General features: G+C 65.6%; 17 protein-coding genes. 9 read left to right on the forward strand and 8 right to left on the reverse strand.

The annotated features are described in order from the left end of the window. Positions 1 to 54: 54 nt before the first annotated feature. The 3 genes from C8N34_RS16375 to C8N34_RS16385 all read right to left on the reverse strand — a co-directional run bounded on the left by C8N34_RS16375 (position 55) and on the right by C8N34_RS16385 (position 4,301). Positions 55 to 2,031 carry an oxidoreductase gene (locus tag C8N34_RS16375; protein ID WP_108129690.1) on the reverse strand — a complete coding sequence of 659 codons (1,977 nt, stop codon included), beginning with the start codon at positions 2,029 to 2,031 and terminating at the stop codon, positions 55 to 57. Positions 2,032 to 2,120: 89 nt separating this feature from the next. Further along, positions 2,121 to 2,798: a 5'-methylthioadenosine/S-adenosylhomocysteine nucleosidase gene (locus C8N34_RS16380; RefSeq protein ID WP_108129691.1), complete on the reverse strand. Its 678-nt coding sequence runs from the start codon at positions 2,796 to 2,798 to the stop codon at positions 2,121 to 2,123. Between the two features lie 57 nt (positions 2,799 to 2,855). Next, complete coding sequence (locus C8N34_RS16385; RefSeq protein WP_108129692.1) at positions 2,856 to 4,301, reverse strand: aldehyde dehydrogenase family protein; 1,446 nt, start codon at positions 4,299 to 4,301, stop codon at positions 2,856 to 2,858. A 186-nt stretch (positions 4,302 to 4,487) separates the two neighbouring features. On the opposite strand from C8N34_RS16385, the gene C8N34_RS16390 reads away from it, so the two are divergent. Then, a complete protein-coding gene (locus C8N34_RS16390; protein ID WP_108129693.1) occupies positions 4,488 to 5,387 on the forward strand; it encodes a glycosyltransferase family 92 protein in 900 nt (299 codons plus the stop codon). Between the two features lie 195 nt (positions 5,388 to 5,582). After that, a complete protein-coding gene (locus C8N34_RS16395) occupies positions 5,583 to 6,239 on the forward strand; it encodes a peroxiredoxin (protein ID WP_054301877.1) in 657 nt (218 codons plus the stop codon). A 92-nt stretch (positions 6,240 to 6,331) separates the two neighbouring features. Here the strand turns inward: C8N34_RS16395 and C8N34_RS16400 are convergent, their stop codons facing one another. After that, positions 6,332 to 7,120 carry a glycosyltransferase family protein gene (locus C8N34_RS16400; RefSeq protein ID WP_108129694.1) on the reverse strand — a complete coding sequence of 263 codons (789 nt, stop codon included), beginning with the start codon at positions 7,118 to 7,120 and terminating at the stop codon, positions 6,332 to 6,334. After that, the gene (locus C8N34_RS16405) at positions 7,113 to 8,312 is read right to left on the reverse strand and encodes a glycosyltransferase (protein ID WP_108129695.1); all 1,200 of its coding nucleotides are present in this window, start codon (positions 8,310 to 8,312) and stop codon (positions 7,113 to 7,115) included. Before C8N34_RS16405 ends, C8N34_RS16400 begins: the two co-directional genes overlap by 8 nt. Before the next feature lie 115 nt (positions 8,313 to 8,427). Here C8N34_RS16405 and C8N34_RS16410 point away from each other — a divergent pair, with 115 nt between their 5' ends. The 3 genes from C8N34_RS16410 (at position 8,428) to C8N34_RS16420 (ending at position 11,215) form a co-directional block, all read left to right on the forward strand. Next, entirely contained in the window at positions 8,428 to 9,765 is a 1,338-nt protein-coding gene (locus tag C8N34_RS16410; RefSeq protein WP_108129696.1) for an oligosaccharide flippase family protein, read from the forward strand. Positions 9,766 to 9,873: 108 nt separating this feature from the next. Then, on the forward strand, positions 9,874 to 10,089 hold the full coding sequence (locus tag C8N34_RS16415) for a hypothetical protein (protein WP_108129697.1): 216 nt from the start codon (positions 9,874 to 9,876) through the stop codon (positions 10,087 to 10,089). A 427-nt stretch (positions 10,090 to 10,516) separates the two neighbouring features. Then, positions 10,517 to 11,215, forward strand: coding sequence for a sugar transferase (locus tag C8N34_RS16420; RefSeq protein ID WP_369814578.1), 699 nt, complete (start codon positions 10,517 to 10,519; stop codon positions 11,213 to 11,215). Between the two features lie 74 nt (positions 11,216 to 11,289). Here C8N34_RS16420 and C8N34_RS16425 read toward each other — a convergent pair whose 3' ends face one another. Both C8N34_RS16425 and C8N34_RS16430 read right to left on the reverse strand, forming a co-directional pair. Continuing rightward, a complete protein-coding gene (locus C8N34_RS16425; protein ID WP_108129698.1) occupies positions 11,290 to 12,564 on the reverse strand; it encodes a Wzz/FepE/Etk N-terminal domain-containing protein in 1,275 nt (424 codons plus the stop codon). A 6-nt stretch (positions 12,565 to 12,570) separates the two neighbouring features. Next, positions 12,571 to 13,452: a P-loop NTPase gene (locus C8N34_RS16430; RefSeq protein ID WP_158640715.1), complete on the reverse strand. Its 882-nt coding sequence runs from the start codon at positions 13,450 to 13,452 to the stop codon at positions 12,571 to 12,573. 325 nt (positions 13,453 to 13,777) lie between these two features. Here C8N34_RS16430 and C8N34_RS16435 point away from each other — a divergent pair, with 325 nt between their 5' ends. Continuing rightward, complete coding sequence (locus C8N34_RS16435) at positions 13,778 to 14,731, forward strand: glycosyltransferase family 2 protein (RefSeq protein WP_108129700.1); 954 nt, start codon at positions 13,778 to 13,780, stop codon at positions 14,729 to 14,731. A 15-nt stretch (positions 14,732 to 14,746) separates the two neighbouring features. Here the strand turns inward: C8N34_RS16435 and C8N34_RS16440 are convergent, their stop codons facing one another. Further along, complete coding sequence (locus C8N34_RS16440; protein ID WP_407646056.1) at positions 14,747 to 15,484, reverse strand: WecB/TagA/CpsF family glycosyltransferase; 738 nt, start codon at positions 15,482 to 15,484, stop codon at positions 14,747 to 14,749. A 216-nt stretch (positions 15,485 to 15,700) separates the two neighbouring features. Here C8N34_RS16440 and C8N34_RS16445 point away from each other — a divergent pair, with 216 nt between their 5' ends. The 3 genes from C8N34_RS16445 (at position 15,701) to C8N34_RS16455 (ending at position 19,051) form a co-directional block, all read left to right on the forward strand. Beyond that, on the forward strand, positions 15,701 to 16,597 hold the full coding sequence (locus tag C8N34_RS16445) for an acyltransferase family protein (protein ID WP_158640714.1): 897 nt from the start codon (positions 15,701 to 15,703) through the stop codon (positions 16,595 to 16,597). Between the two features lie 79 nt (positions 16,598 to 16,676). Beyond that, positions 16,677 to 18,062, forward strand: coding sequence for a hypothetical protein (locus C8N34_RS16450; RefSeq protein ID WP_108129703.1), 1,386 nt, complete (start codon positions 16,677 to 16,679; stop codon positions 18,060 to 18,062). Next, the gene (locus C8N34_RS16455) at positions 18,062 to 19,051 is read left to right on the forward strand and encodes a glycosyltransferase (RefSeq protein ID WP_108129704.1); all 990 of its coding nucleotides are present in this window, start codon (positions 18,062 to 18,064) and stop codon (positions 19,049 to 19,051) included. Before C8N34_RS16450 ends, C8N34_RS16455 begins: the two co-directional genes overlap by 1 nt. Positions 19,052 to 19,216: the final 165 nt, after the last annotated feature.

The following is a 19,216-nucleotide window of genomic DNA, read 5'->3' on the forward strand; positions in this document are numbered from 1 at the left end:
GCTACCAGTCTCAACGCCGAGGCTGGCGCGGTGGTTCCCGTTCGTCAAGCGCCGTCAGAGCGTCAGCGCCACCTTGCGCCCCTCGTGCAAGGCATAAGCCGCCAGACGCGGTGCGGCGCAATCGCCGATCCGGTGCAGGCGTTTCCCCGGCAGGGCTTCGGGGAAAGGATCGAAGGCGATATTGGTTGTCGCCATCACAAGGGCCGAGGCGGGCAGAGTGACTTCGGCCCCGGTCAGCAGGCTGCGGATCGTCGCGCCGTTGCCGTGCCAGCGGGCGATGACGTGTTCGGTATGGAACTCTGCCCCCGCCCGCGCCAGCCGTGCCCGCGCCGGGCCATCGGCGGAGGTGCGGGTGACCTCTTTCCCGACATAGGCATCGGGGGTGACAAGGATTACCTTCTTCCCCTGTTCCGCCAGCGCCAGCGCCGTACCGACCCCGCGCCAGTTTCCGCCCTCGTCATACAGCATCACCGTATCCCCGAGCCGCGCCTCACGCCGCATCACCTCTTCCGGGGACCAGACATGGCCCGCCTCCAGCCCCGGCAACTGTGGCTCTGCCGGAAGCCAGCGCTGCCGCGCATCGGTGTCGGGCAGCGAGCCGGTGGCAAGGATCACCTCGGTCGCCGGATGGGCGGCAAGGTCATCCTCGTCCAGATAGGTGTTCAGCCGCAGGCGCACGCCCAGTCGTTCGAACTGGCGTTCATACCACTCCATCAGGTCAAGGATCTGCGCCCGGCGCGGCTGCATTCCGGCAAGCCGGAACTGCCCCCCGATCTGGCCGGAGGCCTCAACGATTTCGACCCGGTGGCCACGCTCTGCCGCCGCCCGCGCGGCTTCCAGCCCCGCCGGACCGGCGCCGACCACCAGAACGTCGCGCGGCGTCTCTGCCGGGGTGAAGCGGTCGCCGCCCCATTCGAACTCGCGTCCCGCGGAAGGGTTGATGAGGCAGGAAATCCAGTAGTCCCGTGACCGCCGCCCCCAGCACATCTGGTTGCAGGAAATGCAGCCCCGCACATCACTCGCCCGTCCCTCGGCTGTCTTGCGCGCCAGATGCGGGTCGGCGATCTGACCGCGCACGATGGACACCAGATCAGCCTGCCCGGAGGCGATGACCGATTCCGCATTGTCCGGTGTGCGGATATGCGCCTCCGACGTGATTTTGGCGTGTTTCACCAGTGATTTCAGTTGCTCGGTGACCGGCGCGGTCATCTTGTCGGCGAAGAAGAAAGTCGGGATCAGCCGTTCGAAATCCAGATAGCCGCCATGGCCGACGGTAACGTAATCGACATGGCCGGTCGCATCATGCAGGGCGATGATCTCGCACAGCGCTTCGTTCGACAGCGTGACGCTGTGGGCGTCGGAACTCGACACCGCAAGCCCGATGATGAAATCCTCGCCACAGGCACGGCGGATATTCTCGATCACCAGCCGCGACAGGCGGGTGCGGTTTTCAAGGCTGCCGCCCCATTTGTCATCACGGGTATTGGACCATGGCGTCCAGAACTGATCGAGCAGCGAGTGATAGGCTGCCCAGACCTCCACCCCCTGAAAGCCCGCTTTCTGACAGCGGAGCGCGGCGGCGGTATGGGCCACGATGATCTCTTCGATCTCTGTCTCCGTCATGCGGTGCGAGCCGTCACTGTCGTGATAGCTCGGCCCGCCCGACGGAGACCAGTGCGGCGAAAAACTCAGGTCGGAATCGCCATGCGCCCCGACATGGTAAAGCTGTTGCAGGATCACGGAGCCCGCAGCCTTCACGTCCTCAGTGATGCGGCGGAACGGGGCAATGACCTCGTCCGAGTCATGCAGGAAATTACCGCGTGTCAGCACCCCGGTGCGATGCAGCGGCACCGGCTCGCACACGATCATCGCGGCGCCGCCAAGCGCGCGTTCCAGCAGATAGCCATGGGTGCGCGGGCCGGGCAGGCCCATCTCGGCCATGTTGTTGGTATGGGCACCAAAGACGATGCGATTGCGCAGGGTCTGCCCCCGCAGGGTCAGCGGCGACATCAGGCGGGGGTGCTGGGTCATAGCGTGGCTCCTTGGCTGGGATCAGCCTAGCCGCGCCGATTTCCGCCTGCGTCTGCCGGGGGCGACATCAGAAGGGCGCAAATGCGACCTTAGGACCGGAGGGCGGCCATTCCGCCGGTTTCCAGCGCCTGTGCCAGCAAGCCGACAGCCTCGGCCAGCCGCTCGTCAACGACATGCAGGTACTCGTGCCAGTCGTGCACACCCTCCAACTCCTTGTCGCCATCGGAAATCCCGCGCAGCGCGATCAGCGGCAGTTCAAAGCCCTGACAGGCCCGCAGCGCCGCCCAGGTTTCCATATCCACCATATCCTCGGGGATGGTCTGATAGGCGGCGCCCGAGACGACATTGGCGCCTGTCGACAAGCTCGCCTCCGGCACGCCCGGAATGCGCAGTGGCAGAGGCAGCGTGGCGGGCAGGCCCGACAGCGGGGTGATGCCCTTCGGAAATCCCAGTGCCGATGCATCGATGTCGCGCCAGCTGACACTGCTGGCCTGATACACGCCCGTCTTGTGCAACCGCGCCGATCCGGCGGAGCCAAGCGAGACCACCAGTTCCGGCAGCGCGTCCTGCGCCAGAAACACCCCCAGCGCGCGTGTCAGTGTCACTCCCGCCTCCACCGGACCGATGCCGCACAAAAGCGGACGGAACAACCCGGCCAGATGCGGGCCATATTCCGCCTCGGCCGCCATCACGAACAGCACGTTGAGCCCGGCAATACGGGTCAGCTCGACAGTCTGGCCAGAGGGGCCGGGCAGGGGATGGATCATGGCAGGAACTTTCTGAAACGGCCCCCGGAAGGTGGCCGTTTCAACGCGCGCGGTCAATCAGTCGGCGTCACTGTCCCAGCCGGAGATTGCCTTGACCTCAAGGAATTCCTCGATCCCCCAGTGACCACCCTCACGCGCGCGCCCCGAAGCCTTAACGCCCCCGAAAGGTGACCCGGCACCACGCGACTTGCCGTTCATCTCGACCATGCCCGACCGCAGGCGCCGCGCGAGACGGTTGCGTCGCGCGCCATCGCCGCTTTGCACGTAATTGGTCAGGCCATAGGGAGTGTCATTTGCAATGCGCACCGCATCCTCTTCGGTGTCGAAGGGGATGATGCTCAGCACCGGGCCAAAGATTTCCTCGCGCTCGATGGTCATGCCGGGGGTGACATCGGCAAAGACGGTGGGCTTGACGTAGAAGCCGCGGTTCAGATGCTCGGGCCGGCCAAGACCACCCGCGACCAGCCGCGCACCTTCCTCAATGCCCTTCTGGATATAGCCCTGAATCTGCTCCCACTGGCGTTTGTTCACCACCGGGCCGATGTGGCGGCCTTCGGCCGAAGCCGGGCCGACCTCGATCGAGGCCGCGACTTCCGCAGCCTTTTCCACTGTCCGGTCATAGATCGATCGTTCCACCAGCATGCGCGAGGGCGCGTTGCAGGACTGGCCCGAGTTGTTCATCATGTGCCGCACGCCGCGTTCCACCGCCTTTTCATCGGCATCGGCGAAGATCAGATTGGCACCCTTGCCACCCAGTTCCAGCGTCACACGCTTCAGCGTCTCGGCAGCGGCCTTGCTGATGGCGCGGCCCGCACGGGTAGAGCCGGTGAAAGAGATCATCTCGACATCCGGGTGCTCCGACAGGCGGGTGCCCACACCCATGCCATCACCGTTCACCAGGTTGAACACGCCCGCAGGCAGCCCTGCATCATGGCAGAATTCGGCGAACAGCATCGAGGACAGCGGCGCCTCTTCCGAGGGTTTCAGCACGCAGGTGCAACCCGCCAGCAGCGCCGGAATGACCTTGAGCGTGACCTGATTCATCGGCCAGTTCCACGGCGTGATCAGGCCGACGACGCCAATCGGTTCCAGCGCGATCCGGTCATTCGGCGCATGCGGTCCCAGCGGGCGCACCCATTCGAATTCGTCGAAGGCCGTCAGGAAGTTCGACAGGTGCCACGGCAGGCAGGGCGCCTGACTTTCGCGTGCGAGTTTCATCGGCGCGCCCATTTCCATGCTGATCGCCTGCGCCATTTCCTCGGCGCGCTTTTCGTATTCGGCAAGGATCTTCGCCACATAGGCGCGACGCTCGGCCGGGGGGGTGACCGACCAGCCTTCAAAGGCGGTTTTCGCAGCAGCCACCGCGCGGTCGCAATCGGCCGCCGTGCCCAGCGAGATCACCGCACAGGGCTCTTCGGTGGACGGGTCGATGACCGCACAGTCATTGGGGGCCAGCGGGGCGACCCAGCCGCCATTGATATAGAAGTCGCGTTTCTCGATCATCGTATCCTCCGGGTGGTCGCCGCGATCATAGGCCGGGCGCGCGGATCAGCAAGGAAAATTTGATCAAATCATCCAGTGCCCTTCGCGCCAGTCTAGCAGGCCACCCGGCGGGCGAAAGCCCCGGCGCGACAAATCCTGTCGCTCGCAGGGTTTTGCACCGGGCTGCGCGGGCTGATAGGAAGGGCCATGTTCGGATTCCTGTCACGCACACGCAGCATCACCAGCCTCGGCCTCACGCCGCCCGCCCCGTTGCCCGGTCGGCAGGGGCTTGCGCTTGTGCTGATCGTGCGTAACGAAGCGCGCCACATCGGCGAATGGGCGCGCTTTCACCAGCGCGCGGGCGTGGCGCATATCCATGTCTACGACAATGGCTCCACCGACGGCACGCTGTTGGCGCTGGATCAGGCGGTCGGCGATCTGGCCAGCATCATCCCGTGGGATCAGAAGCTGTGCGACACCCGCCGTGGGCTGGAGATCCACAATCAGGTGCTGGCCTATGCCCATGCTACCCGCAATTTCGGTGGCCGCTATCGGTGGATGAGCTTCATCGACGTCGATGAATTCCTCGTGCCGAAACAGGCGGCCACACTGCCCGAGGCGCTGGCGCATCTGGAAGGCTGCGCCAATATCAGCCTGCCCTGGCACATGTTTGGCCGTTCCGGCCATGTTGAACCGCCGGAAGGCGGCGTGGTGCAGAACTTCAGCCTCCGCAATCCCGACCCGATGAGCGAGGCCAAAGGACTGCGTAACTTCAAGATGATCGTCGATCCCTGCGCGGTGATGGCGCTGAAGGTCCACGAGATTGAAACCGGCGGTGGCATCACCTGCAATGACCGGGGTGAGGCCTTCACCAACCGCAGCCGCACCGACCGCAGTTTCTATTCCGCCGATCACATCCAGCTTAACCACTACTACACCCGATCCGACAGCGAGTTGCGCGCCAAGATCGCGCGCGGCCCCAACCTGACCACCCCCGACGCTGATCATCTGCGTCGGGTCATGCGCAAGGTTGCGGCCATCGAGGCCGACGAGGTGCCCGATACCGCCGCCGCCGATTTCCTCGCCCGCAGCGGTGGCGCGCTCTGAACCGCAGAACAATGTGACGCTTCCCGCCGCCCGGCCTGAACGGGGCAGGGCAGGCGCGCACGCTGCCGGATTGATGTTCTGAAACCCCGCCGGATCTGCAACCGGCAGTCCTTTTTGCCGCAGATGCGGAAAAGGGGGTGTATCGGCGGGACGAATCTCCTATCTCACATTCAGCAAATGTCATGTGAGGAAACCATGTCCGTCCGCATCAACGACACCGCCCCCGATTTCACTGCCGAAAGCACGGCCGGAACGATCAGGTTCCACGACTGGCTGGGTGACAGCTATGGCATCATCTTCAGCCACCCGCGCGACTTCACCCCGGTCTGCACCACCGAATTTGGCGCCGTGGCGCAGCTTTCGGGCGAGTTTGCCAAGCGCAAGACCAAGGTGATCGGCGTTTCGGTCGATTCGGTCGAAGAACACCAGAAATGGAAGCGCGACATCGAGGCTTTCGCCGGTTCGCCCGCCGATTTCCCGATCATCGACGACACGTCGCTGACCGTCGCCAAGGCATATGACATGCTGCCGGCCGATTATTATCTGCCCACCGAAGGCCGCACCCCGGCGAACACCGCCACCGTGCGCACCGTCTATATCGTGGGGCCGGACAAGAAGATCCGCCTGACCATGTCCTACCCGATGTCGGTGGGCCGCAACTTCGCGGAAATCCTGCGTGCGCTGGATGCCGTGCAGGCCACCGATGGCGTGCCGGTCGCCACCCCCGCCAACTGGGTGCCCGGTCAGGATGTCATCGTCGCGCTGAGCCTCAATGACGCCCAGGCGAAAGAGAAGTTCGGCGATCTAGACATCAAGCTGCCTTACCTGCGCTTCGCCAAGCCGCAGAACTGAGCCTGAAAAAGCCCCGCAGCGATATCCTGCTGCGGGGCTTTCCCTTGCTTCTTGCCCAAATACTCAAAAAAGCCGCCGCGGCATGCGCCCGCTCAGGCAGAGGCGCCCAGATCCAGCCAGCCACAGCGCCGGGCCAGATCTTCGGCAGCCATTTCCGTCCCCACCGCCATGCCAGCCCGGAACCCGGCAGATTGACGGGCGCGCCACAGATCGCGCCGCAGATGCAGGCCCGACCGGCTGATCTTGGTGATTGGCGTCAGTAATGGCAGCCGCGCCGCCCATTTCCGCTGCACCGCACGGTAGCATTCCACATAATCCGGCCCCAGCGCCTCGTGGAAGCGATCATTGTGGATACAGGGCAGGCCGACTGCCCACGCCCCCAACCCGCGTACGCGGGCCTGCGTCACGATATCGGTGCCATACATGTGCCAGCCGGACAGCGTCTCGTCGAACCGCAGGCCCGAGGCGCGGTTCAGCACGATCACCATTTCATCAAAGCTTTGCACCGGCACCGGCGCCATGGGCACGCGGCCCACGATCATGCCCAGAGAGGATGACCAGACCGGGCCGATATGCGCCCCGTCCAGCCCGACACCGAACGCCCCGATCAACCCCCAGCCGGAGTCGCGCGCCTCGACCTCGGCGATGCGGGCGGCCAGCAGGCGTTCCCATCCGGCAGGGAAATAGACGTCCTGATGGGCGAAGATGACCACGGGCGCAGTGGTCGCATCCAACGCGCGGTTGTAGGCCCGCGCGGCGGAAGGCGCATTCCATTCCTCATGCAGGCGGATGCCGTTTCGCAGCAAGGGGGAACGCGACAGGTTATCGGCCAGAATGTCGACCGATGCGCAGGCCGCGGCGACAACAAAACGATCAGGCATTGGCGCCCCCGCGGATCAGCAGCGCCAGCCTTGCGGCCTCGGTCTCGACATTGTGGCGGGCGAAAACGCGATACCGCGCGGCGACACCCATTGCGGCGATCCGCTCCGGCGGGGTTTCGGCCAGCGTGTCGATGGCCGAGGCCAGCGCGGCCGCATCCCCGGCCGGAACCAGCCATCCGGTATCGGCCGTCACCAGTTCGGGCAGGCCCGCGATCGCGGTGGCGATCACCGGCCGGCCAGAGGCCATGGCCTCCATCGCGACGACAGGCAGGCCCTCGGCAAAGGATGGCAGGATCAGCGCCTGCGCCGCCGCCAGTTCCTCGCGCACCTGTGCCCCGGTCAGCCAGCCGGTCAGGGTGACATGGCGGCGCAGTGTCAGGCTTTCGATGCGTGCCTCGATCTCGCCCCGCAATTCGCCGTCGCCCACCAGCGTGACATGCAGGTCAGGGTGGCGCCGCGCCGCCTCGGCAATAGCCTCGATCAACAGGGGGAAACCCTTCTGCTCGAAGAAGCGCCCGATGGCGATGAGCCGCAGTTTGGCCGGAATCGGAGCCGGGGCAGGGAAATGCCGGGTCTCGATGCCGCAATGGACCACCTTGATCCGTGGCCAGTGCGCCAGTTCGGCCCAGCGGCAAAGCTGGCTGCGCCCGAAGGAGGATACGGCGACTGTGAATTCGGCCCCGGCGATCTTTTCCCGCAGCGAAAGCGCGACCGGGGCATCGAATTCCTCGGGCCCATGCGTGGTGAAGGACCAGCGCGGCCCGCCCAGCAGGCGGCAGAGATGGGCGACCGTCGCGGGATTCGTGCCGAAATGGGCATGCAGATGCCCGATCCCCAGCGCCTTGCAGCGCGCGGCAAGAAAGGCGGCCTCGGCCAGATAGACCAGATGCTTGCGCCTGCGGCCCGCCCGGGCGCCCATCCGCAGGGCGGCGGCAACGGCGCCGGGGGTCGCGAAAGGATGGCGCAGCATCCAGCCAAGCGCACCGGCCAGAACGGCAAGCTTGCCGCGCTCCAGCAAATGCTCTGTGCGCGCATCCTCGGCCTTGTCATCGGGGTCGTTCAGCATCGCGCGGTCGGATCGCATGGCGAAGCGCTGCACCGAAAAATCCAGCTTCTCCAGCGCCTGAATTTCGCGCCGGATGAATGTGTGCGAGGCACGGGGGTAAGTATTCACAAGATAGGCGATTTTCACGGGTAAAGCCGGTGTCTGCAAGAGGTGTGTCCTGATTTCCTACCCTATTGGCAGAAGCTTGTGGCCGAAGAATGGCGCGATTGACCGGATCGCGGGTGCCGCCTAGGGTCGCGCCATGACCGAAGCGGCCCGTTCCAGCCTGTTCGCCCGCGTGATGCGCGGATCGGCCCTGACGGCGGGGTCTTATGCCATCACGCAGGCATTGCGGCTGGCCTCGAACCTGATCCTGACGCGGCTGCTTTTTCCCGAGGCTTTCGGCCTGATGGCGCTGGTCTCGGTGTTTCTGGTCGGGCTGGCGATGTTTTCCGATGTGGGGATCGGCCCCGCCATTTCGCGCAGTCCGCGCGGCGATGAGCCGGCTTTTCTGGATACGGCATGGAGCCTTCAGGTCGGGCGCGGGCTGATCCTGTGTCTGGCCACCTGTGCGCTGGCATGGCCCGCAGCCCGGTTCTACGAGGCGCCCGATCTGGCGGCGCTGCTGCCTGCGGCGGGGCTGACCCTGTTGATCGCCGGGTTCAACCCGACGCGGATCGAAACGGCCAACCGTCATCTGCTGATCGGACGGCTGACCGCGCTGGACCTGGCTGCGCAGGTCGCAGGCATTCTGGCGATGGTGGGGCTGGCGTTGCTGTGGCACTCGGTCTGGACACTGGTTCTGGGGGCGATTGTCGGGTCATTCGCCAAGCTGGGGCTGACCCATTTTCTCCTGCCCGGCCCGCGAAACCGCCTGCGATGGGAGCCGGAGGCGGGGCGCGAACTGATCCATTTCGGCAAGTGGATCTTCCTGTCAACCGCCTGCGGCTTCCTGCTGTCGCAAGGCGACAAGGCGATTCTGGGCGCCTTTCTGCGGCTGGACGAGCTTGGGGTTTATAACATCGGCTACTTCCTTGCCTCGTTTCCGGTGCTGCTGGCGGGGGCGGTGACCTCGCGCATCCTGATCCCGATCTATCGCGATCAGCACCCGGCGGCGGCGGCGCAGAACTTCGCCCGGCTGCGCCGCTTGCGGTTCGCGCTGACCGGCGGGGTGCTGGCGCTGCTGGCGGTCATGGCCTTTGCCGGGCAGCCGCTGGTGCATCTGCTTTATGACGCACGTTATGCGCAGGCGGGGATCATCGTGGTAATGATTGCCTGCGCGCAGATGCCCCTGGTGATCGGCATGACCTATGATCAGTCTGCCCTGGCGGCCGGGGATGCGCGCAGCTATTTCTGGGTGATGGCGGCGCGCGCGGCGGCGCAAAGCGGGGCCTTCCTGGCAGGCGCGGCCCTGTGGGGGCTGGGTGGCGCCCTCGCCGGGCAGGCCCTTGCCTATCTGGCGATGCATCCGCTGCTGATCTGGCTGGCCCGCCGGCATCGCGCATGGGATGCGCTGCATGATCTGGTTTTCTTTGTCGTGGCCGCTGCCCTGGCGGCGGCGGCGCTTTCCGCCAATCATGCCGCGATTTTCGGAGTCTGAGAGGATTGCCGTCAAAGCGCTGAACTCGTGCCGTGTTTTCGCCGCATTTCGCCGACAGGCTGGTGTTAGGTCGTGCTGTGCGGCCAAAGCGGAATCGGGAAAAGCGCTATGTTGATCGGAATGCTCCTTTGCGGTGTGCTGGCCGGGTTCGGCGGTGCGCTTTGGGGGCTGATCGCGGCAGAATCCGTTCTGATGGCTGTCGTGCTGTATCCGGTGGTAGGGATCGCAGGGGTGATGCTGTTTGCGGCATTGGCCATGCTGCGCGCCGGTTTGCCCGGGTATGAGCCGGGGCAGGAGGCGCAGGCCCCCCGGCAGACGGCCTGAATATCGTTTACGGAAACAGTGCAGCGATGAAGCGCCAGCCCGTCGGGCGGGCTTATATGCATTTCCGCCCCTCATCGCTTTCCGCCTGATTGCTCAGGGTAGGCGAATCACCGGGCGGATCACCGGCATGACCCGTGGCAGGAAAATCTCCCTAAAGTTGTGGCTTCTGATTTGTGGCAGCATTGGGGCGGCAATGCGGCAAAATTTCCCCCTCGAATCACGGTTAACGGAACCTTAATTTCTGCGTTTGCAGTCGCCAATGCAGGGGCTGCCCCGGTACAATGCGTAACTGGGGGCGTTACTTCTGAGTGCTTGCGATGTTCTGCGAAACACAAGGTTCTTGCCGGTTTTTCCGGGCTGCCGTCATGGCAGTCCCGAAAGGTTTTGTCTGGAATGTCACGGCTTTGTTGACTGGTGGCGAACAATGATGATCGGATTTCCCCGGCTTCAGGCGGCTGCGCCTGTCGCGCTCGATACGATGGCGACGCCGCGCGCGGCGTCCACCCCGGTTGCGCGGCGCGGGCTATACCGGCATTTCCTCAAACGCAGCATTGATGTCGGCGCGATCCTGCTGGCAGCCCCGATCGTGGTGCCCCTGGTCGCTGTTCTGGCGGTGGTGGTGACCCGTGATGGCGGCCGCGCCTTCTATTCCCAACAGCGCGTGGGTCGGCACGGTCGGGCCTTCCGTATGTGGAAACTGCGTTCAATGGTCAGCGATGCCGATGAACGTATGGCGCAATATCTTGCGGCAAACCCCGACGCGCGCGCCGAATGGGACGAGACGCAGAAACTGCGGAACGATCCTCGGGTGACGCCGCTGGGCCGGTTCCTGCGCAAAAGCTCGCTCGACGAACTGCCGCAGCTCTGGAATGTGCTGATCGGGGATATGAGTCTTGTCGGCCCGCGTCCGATGATGCTGAACCAGCAGGCGCTGTATCCGGGCATGGCCTATTACGCGCTGCGTCCGGGGATTACCGGCCTGTGGCAGACCGCAGGCCGCAACCGGACCACGTTCGAGGCACGGGCTGAGTATGACGCGCAATATGAACAGGATCTGTCGCTGCTGACCGATGCAAAGATCATGCTGCGCACGGTTGGTGTGGTCGTGAACGGCACCGGCTGCTGACCACCGCCTGAATATCGCAGTTATGGAAACAAAACCCCGCATCCTGCGATGCGGGGTTTTTGCTGGCGATCCGTTCAGCTGCGCCGCAACTGCCTGCCGCGCAATCTGTGCCACAACCTCGTCACCCAGGGCTCCGAGGTGGCGGGGTGCAGGTTCAGCACCGGCAGGGTGATGACCGGACGGATATCCAGCTCCCGCTCCATCTGCCGGGCGGACCGCAGAACCGGGTTCAGCAGATCCAGCAGGAAGGCCAGCACGATCCCGAAAATCAGGCTGCCGACAGCCCCGGCCAGTGCGATCTTGCGTCCGCCGCCGCCCGTGGGCGAGGCGGGGGCGATGGCCCGTTCCAGCAACGAGAAATGCTCGGCGTGGTTTTCCTCTTCCAGCCGCAGCGCGGTTTCGGCCTCGGCCTTGCGCGCGGACACCAGATCGTACTGGCTTTGCAACTGCTGCAACTGCCGCGCATAGGCTGAAAGCCGCCGCTCCACCTCGGGTGCCTGCGCGGCCCGCTGATCCAGCGCGGCCCGCTGGGCCTGCAAGGCAACCTGCTGGCTTTGCAGAACCCCTTCCTGCACCTTCAGTTCGTCAATGCGGCGCCGGTCGGTTTCGCGCAGCCTGTCCTTGCCTTCCAGCGCGCCGCGTTCGCCCTGAACGGCCAGAATGTCCTGCGACAGCCGCCGCAGATCGCTGTCCAGCGCCGCGCGGTCGGTCGCGGCATCGCTGCCCGCCTGCGCGACCGGGTTCGCATTCTTGAAAACCGCGATCTCGGCCTCAAGTGCCACAATCTCTTGCGAGACGCGCGCTTCTTCCGCCTGGAAGAAGCGCACCGTATCCATCGCGCGGCTGGTTTGCCGGGCGACAGACATATCAAGCACACTTTGCGCCAGATCATTCGCCACGCGCGCGGCCTTTTCCGGGTCGTCCAGCCGCGTGGTGATCATCAGCGCCGAAACGGTGGTCGGTGCACCGAAGTTCTGTTGTGCGGCCGAAGCGATGCTTTGAAAGGTGATCGAGGCCCGAAGCGCTGCAATCTGCTTGTCCAGTGGCAACGCCGCCGCCTCGCCGCCGAACAGCCCGTGCCGTTCGATCATGGCGGCAAGGTTCTCGCGCGTGGTCAGCCGCTGTTCAATCACTTGCAGTACGCGGGCCGACTGGGCACCGGCATTCTGCTCCTGCCCGTCGATCACCGGGCTTTCGACCTGGATCACCGCGCCGGTTTCATAGGTCTTGGGCCGGGTCACGCCGACCATGAACGAGACGATGGCGCCGAACAGCACCACAGCCGCGATCAACAGGCGGCGGCGGCGCAGCAGGCTCAGAAATTCCTCGACGCTCTGGATCGGTCCCATACGGTTTTACCTTTTACCCTTGCCATAACGATAACGCCGCCGCCGCCCGTCATCGGCGCGGTTCAGAACAACGCCCATCAGCGGCACGCGGCCCTCGAACAGACGTTCGCAGGCTCTGACATCCTCGGCGGTGGTGCGCGTGGCATCGGCGACCAGAAGCACGCAATCCACCTGCGGCAGGACCGAGATCACATCGTCGTTGCCCAGCGCGTGCGGCAGGTCGATGACCACAGCCGAGGGGGCAAGATGATCGACAATCGCCTTCAGCGTGCCGACGCTGCGCGGATCAAGCAAGGTTTCCGAACCTGCCGCCACCGCTTCGCCGTTCAGCGCCAGCGCCAGCCGGTCACCGACGCGCCGCAGATGGGATTCCAGCGGCTGCTCGCCGGTCAGCACCTCGTGCAGCGGGCCGCAGTGAACGCCGAACAGCCGCGCCAGATCGGGGTGGCGCAGTTCCAGATCCATCAGTACCGTGCGACAGCCAGGTAGGCGGGCCAGTGCCAGCGCCAGATTGGCAGCGACAAGGCTCTTGCCGCAGCCATGGGTGGGCGAGGTCACGGCGATGCGTTTCCACCCGCGTTCCTGCATTGCCTGCCACACGCGGGTGCGCAGAATGTCGAACTGCGCCGTCACCGGGTTTTGTTCCGACAGCGCGAAAACACCGTTTCCAGCCAGAAAATCGGGGTTCAGCACCGACTTGCCCAGCGATTCCCACACCTTCGCGGGATCATGCCGCGGCTCTTGTGGCGGGGGGACGACCTGAAGCGCATCGGAGCGCGGCACAAGCGGCGCCAGCGCGGTGCTGCGTGGCCGGAACAGGGCAATGGCCCCCGGACGCGGGGGCAGATCTGGTTCGAGACGAGAGGAAAAATCGCTGTCTTTACGCATCCCGGGCCCAATATCTGCACGAGAAACGTGCTGGGGGACCAATATCCTGTGTGTCGTCATCGGTCGCAGCGGGCTCCGGGTCATGCAGCCCAAAGGCTGCGGTTAAGGATCGGCCCGATGCAAGGCGAGCCGGTGAACCGGATATAGTGCCGGTCCCCGTGCCACCAAACAGCACATGACCGGATTCGTCCGGGCCCCCGCCCAGTGCTGCATGGCTAGCAGAACCGGGCCTAAAATGAAAGAGTGGCGGGGGCTTGCAGGTGTGAAGCGTTGCACGCAAGTCTCGGGCAGGGGCCGGTTTTCCGGTAAGCGTGCGAGGGGCGGTATGGCCGGTGGTCAGGTGGATGCGGTGGTGATCGGGCGCAACGAAGGGGCGCGGCTGACGGCCTGTCTCGACAGTCTTGCCGGGCAGGTGCGGCGGCTGGTCTACGTCGACAGTGGCTCGACGGATGGCAGCCTCGCCGCCGCCGGCACTCGCGGGGCCGAGGTGGTGTCGCTGGACATGACGCAACCCTTTACCGCCGCGCGGGCACGCAATGCCGGTCTGGCGCTTCTGGCTGATGATCCGCCGCAGTTCGTGCAATTCGTCGATGGCGATTGCGAGGTGCGGCCAGACTGGATCGCAACGGCGGCTACCTTCCTGCAAGACCATCCCGAAGTGGTGGTGGTCTGTGGGCGGCGGCGCGAGCGGTTTCCCGAGGCCTCGGTCTGGAACCGGCTGTGTGATCGGGAATGGGATACGCCGGTGGGCGAGGCCACGGCCTGTGGCGGCGATGCGCTGATGCGCCATGCGGCGGTTGCAGCCGTCGGCGGCTATGACCCCACACTGATCGCGGGTGAGGAGCCGGACCTGTGTCTGCGCCTGCGCCGGGCCGGGGGGCGCATCTGGCGGCTGGAGGCCGAGATGACATTGCATGATGCGGCGATGACCCGCTTCGGCCAGTGGTGGCGCCGCAGCCGCAGGGCCGGGCATGCCTTTGCCGAAGGAGCCTGGCGTCATCGGTCCGGGACGGAGCGGCACTGGCAGCGCGAGACGCGCCGCGCCCTGCTCTGGGGTGTCGGCGTGCCGGTTGCCGCCGTGCTGGCAGGGGTTCTGCATCCGGCGGGCTGGCTGTTTCTGGGGCTCTGGCCCGCGCAGGTCTTGCGGCTGGCGCCGCGCATGGGGGGCGAAGCGGCAGTGTTCACCGTGCTGGGCAAGCTGCCCGAGGCGCAGGGTGTGATCGGCTATCATCTGGGGCGCCTGAGGGGGCGGCAGCGCGGGCTGATCGAATACAAGTGACGCCCGGCGCAGGCCTCAGGCCCGCCCGGCAGGGGGGGCCATGCGCAGGGCCAGCGCCTTGCGCATCTCGCCCGGCAGCAGTTTGGCGCAGGCCCAGTAGCGCGGCGCCAGCCGTCTGGGATTGCCCAGCATGCGCCAGGCCCATTCCATCGCGATGCTTTGCACCCAGTCCGGTGCGCGCACCTGTGTTCCCGCCAGAAAATCCAGCCCCGCCCCGACAGAGGCAAAGCCGACATGGGGCGCCAGATCGCGACCGCGTGCGGCAAGGATTTCCTGTTTGGGGGCGCCGAGGGCCAGAAAACACAGGCCGATCCCGGCGGTTTCCAGCATGCGCAGATAGCGTGCCGCCTCTTCCCCGGCGGGATCAAACCCCATCGGCGGCGCGATGGTCAGCGCCACATCCAGCCCGCGTGCCTCGACCCGCAGCGCCTCAGCCGCCGTGGCCAGCGCTGTTTCGGTCGAGCCGAGCAAGGCCACCTTCACCCCGGCCTGCGCGGCCAGCCGGGCCAGCGGCAGAACCATGGTCGAGCCGGGCACAAGGTCGACCGGCTGCCGTGCCAGACGCGACAGCCAGACGATCGGGTTGCCGTCCGCCACGACGAAATCCTGCGCGGCATAGGCCGCGCGAAAGGCCGGGTCGGTGTTGAGCTTGACCAGATGATCCAGATTGATCGTGGCAAGGGCAAAGCCCTGACGTGCGGCAAGGCGCTGCCGCACGGCGGCCAGAAGGCTGGCCGCATGAGGTACGTTCACGGGAATCGTTGTGTCATCTATGGTGAACTGCACGGCATCTACTCGATAATCGGGTGCCGCTGGGTATCACGAAACGGCGCGACGTTCACCCCTTGCCGGTCCAACCGCCCGGGCTGTGTCAAAAACACTCTGTTTCCGGCAAACTGCATGGCGCCGCATGCAGGACAGTTGCCCGAAACCGGGCTGCTCGCTTAGCCATGCAACATGAACAACCCGATGCCCCAGAAGGCGGCCGTGCAACACCGGCAGTCCATCGACCTTGCCCGGTTCGTCGCCGCTTTCGGCGTCGTGGCCGCGCACGCACTGGCCTCGCCGCGCGACTGGGTTGGCCATCTGTCGCTGGGGCTGTTCCTGATCCTGACCGCTTTTCTGGCGATCCAGTCGGCTGAGCGGGCAGGGGGCAGCTATCCGTGGCTGGCGCGGGCACGGCGGCTGGTTCTGCCCTGGCTGTTCTGGTCGGCGGTGTTCCGGCTGCTGGACGTCCTGCTGTCGCATGATCCCGCGCGTCTTGTTCCGCTGACCGATCCGTGGAGTCTTCTGATCGGCTCGACCATCCATCTGTGGTTTCTGCCCTTCGTGATGCTGGTCATGGTGCTGGTGCAGCCGGCGGCGCGGCTGATCCGGACCCGGCGCGATCTGGTGGCCGGGGCGGGGCTGATGCTGGGCGTCGGGCTGCCGCTGTTCTGGTTGCATGAATTCGTGCCGATGCCCGATCCTTTGCCTCAATGGGCTTTCGGCCTGCCGCTTTACATCTACGGCCTGTTGCTGGCGCCTGCGCACCGCCTGAACCGGCCTCTGGTGCCGCTGGTGGCCATGGCGCTGCTGGCGGGGGCGGGCTGGGCGATGGCGGGCAAGCCCTGGGCGCTGACGCCGCTGATTGCCGCCCTGGGGTTCGAGCTGTTCTGGCGCTTGCCGCTGCGCCATCGCCTGTTGCCCGCTCTGGGCCGCGTTGCCTTCGGCATCTATCTGATGCATCCGTTCTTCATGCTCGTGGCCTACAAGATTTTCGGTGCAGGCGTGGGGTTCTGGACCCGGACGCTGACCGCTTTCCTGCTGTCCTGGGCCGCCACCGCCGTGGCGTTGCGTCTGCGCGTGATCCGCAGGTTGGTCTGAGGCGCAGGGCGATGCTAGACTCGCACCGCCGCAATCGAGGAGCCCGCCGCTGATCACCCCCAATCCCCTTGCCTGGCTGATGCTGCTGATCTGGCCGCTGGTCGTGGCGGTGCTCTGGCGCCGCCTGCCGCCGGATCGTGCGCTCATCTGGTCGATCCTCGGGGCTTATCTGATCCTGCCGCCGGTCATCGCGCTGGACCTGCCCGTCGTTCCCGATCTGGGGAAAGACAGCATCCCGCCGCTGATGGCGGCGGTCATGGTGCTGTTCGTGCGCAGGGAAACCATTCCGATCCTGCCGGACTCATGGATCGGGCGCGGCTTGCTGGTGATCTTCGTGCTGTCGCCCTTTGCCACGGTGCTGACCAATGGCGAGCCCTTGCCCAAGGGGGCGGGCGAGATGATCCAGGGCATGCGCATCTACGACAGTGCGGCGGCTGTCATCAATCAGGGCATCGCGGTCCTGCCCTATTTCCTTGCGCGCCGCTATCTGGGCACGCCCGAAGCGATGCGGGCGATCCTTGCCGCACTTGTCGCGGCGGGGTTGGCCTATTCGGTGCCAATGCTCATCGAGACACGGCTCTCGCCGCAGATGAATGTCTGGGTCTACGGATATTTCCAGCACGACTTCTTCCAGACCATCCGCTTTGGCGGCTATCGGCCGGTCGTCTTTCTGCCGCACGGGCTTTGGGTCGCGTTTTTTGCGCTGATGGCCGCGCTCAGCGCCGTGACGCTGTTCCGGGTCGGCCCGTCTGACCGTCGGCCCCGGCAGTTTGCCGTCATGCTGTATCTGCTTGCCGTGCTTGTGTTGTGCAAAAGTGCGGGACCGCTGGTCTATGCGCTGGGCCTGAGCCCGCTGATCCTGTTCGCGCCCCGGCACTGGCAGGTTGTGATGGCGGCTTTGCTGGCGGGGATCGTCATTACCTATCCGCTGCTGCGCGGCGCGCATCTGGTGCCGCTGAACCAGATCATCGCCTTCGCCGAACATCTTTCGCCGGACCGGGCCTATTCCTTCGCCTTCCGCGTCCGGAATGAGGAGGCACTGCTGGACCGGGCGGCGCTGAAGGCGTGGTTCGGCTGGGGCGGCTATGGCCGGAACCTGATCTATGATCCGGTAACAGGGGCAGGCACCTCGATTGCCGATGGCGCCTGGATCATCACGCTGGGGATCTATGGCTGGCTGGGCTATCTGGCGCAGTTCGGGCTTCTGGTGCTGCCGCTTCTGCTGATGGGGCGCGAGATGCTGTCGCGGCGCAGCGCGGTTTCGCCCTGGGTCGCGGCGGTTTGTCTGCTGGTGGCGGCCAATCTGGTGGATATGCTGCCCAATGCCACGCTTGTGCCGCTGACATGGATGATGGCGGGGGCGGTGCTGGGCCATGCCGAGGGGCTGGCCCGTGCCCGGCGGGCCGCGCGCGCGGCGGCAGTTCGTGCGCGCTGGCATCCGAAAGCCGGGCGGACGGTGCTGTGATGCAGGTCGACCTGGGGGTCTTTGCGCATAACGAGGCGGCGGGCATCGCGGCGATGGTCGCGCGGCTGAAGGCGCAGGTGGTGCCGCATATCGACCTGCGTATCCTCGTGCTGGCCAATGGCTGCACCGATGATACGGTCGCCCGCGCCCTTGCGGCCGGAGCCGAGGTGGCCGATCTGCCGGAAGGCGGCAAAAGCCGGACGTGGAACCGTTTCGTCCATGACCTGTCCCGCCCCGGGGCCGGTGTGCTGATCTTTGCCGATGCCGATATCCTGCTGCCCGAGCCTGACGCGCTGGCGCGGCTGGTCAATGCTTTGCAGGCGCGGCCGGGCCTGCATGTGATGAACTCGCGTCCGGTGAAGGATATCGTGGCCGATCCGCAGGGGCTTGGCTGGCAGGACCGGCTGATCGCCATGGCAGGTGGCACGCTGGATGACTGGCAGACCGCGATCTGCGGCCAGCTTTACGCCATGCCCGCCGCCTGCGCCCGCCTGCGCTGGCTGCCTGCGGGTCTGCCGGTGGAAGACGGCTTTCTGCGCGCCATGGTGCTGACCGACGACCTGACCGCGCCCGAAGATCTGTCGCGCATTGGCGGTGCCGATGTCTGGCACATCTACGAAAGCGAACGCAGCCTTGCCGGGCTGATCCGGCATCAGGTGCGGATCGTCATTGGCTCAGCGCTCAACATGGCGGCCTTCGGGGCGCTGCGCGGAATGGCCCCTGTTGCCCGCAGGGCCGCCTTGCAGCAGGCGGCGCGCGATCAGGGCTGGCTGCGCCGCATCGCGCGAAGCCGACTGCCGCGCTGGCCCGACGGATTCGTCCCGCTGCACTTTCTGGTGAAACGCAGCCGGAATCTGCTGGGCCAGCCGCGCCGTTTGCTGCGCCCCAAAGGGGTGTTGCTGTTGATTGCGGGCTTCGGTTTTGACCTGATTGTCTGGCTGATTGCCCAGTTTCGCATGTTCCGGGGCACCGGCGCGGGCCATTGGTAAGGCACTTTCGCCTCAGACCAGCGGAGAATGCGGCGAGAATGTGGCGAAAGCGTGGCATTGTCACCAACTACGGGATGGACCGTTGATCCATCCCCCGTGTCTATCGTCAGGCGGCGGTTTACGTTAAGGTTCACAGGGTTGAGTGGTGTGGCCGCAGCTTTTGGG

Source organism: Gemmobacter caeni (assembly GCF_003054195.1).
Taxonomy (GTDB): domain Bacteria; phylum Pseudomonadota; class Alphaproteobacteria; order Rhodobacterales; family Rhodobacteraceae; genus Gemmobacter; species Gemmobacter caeni.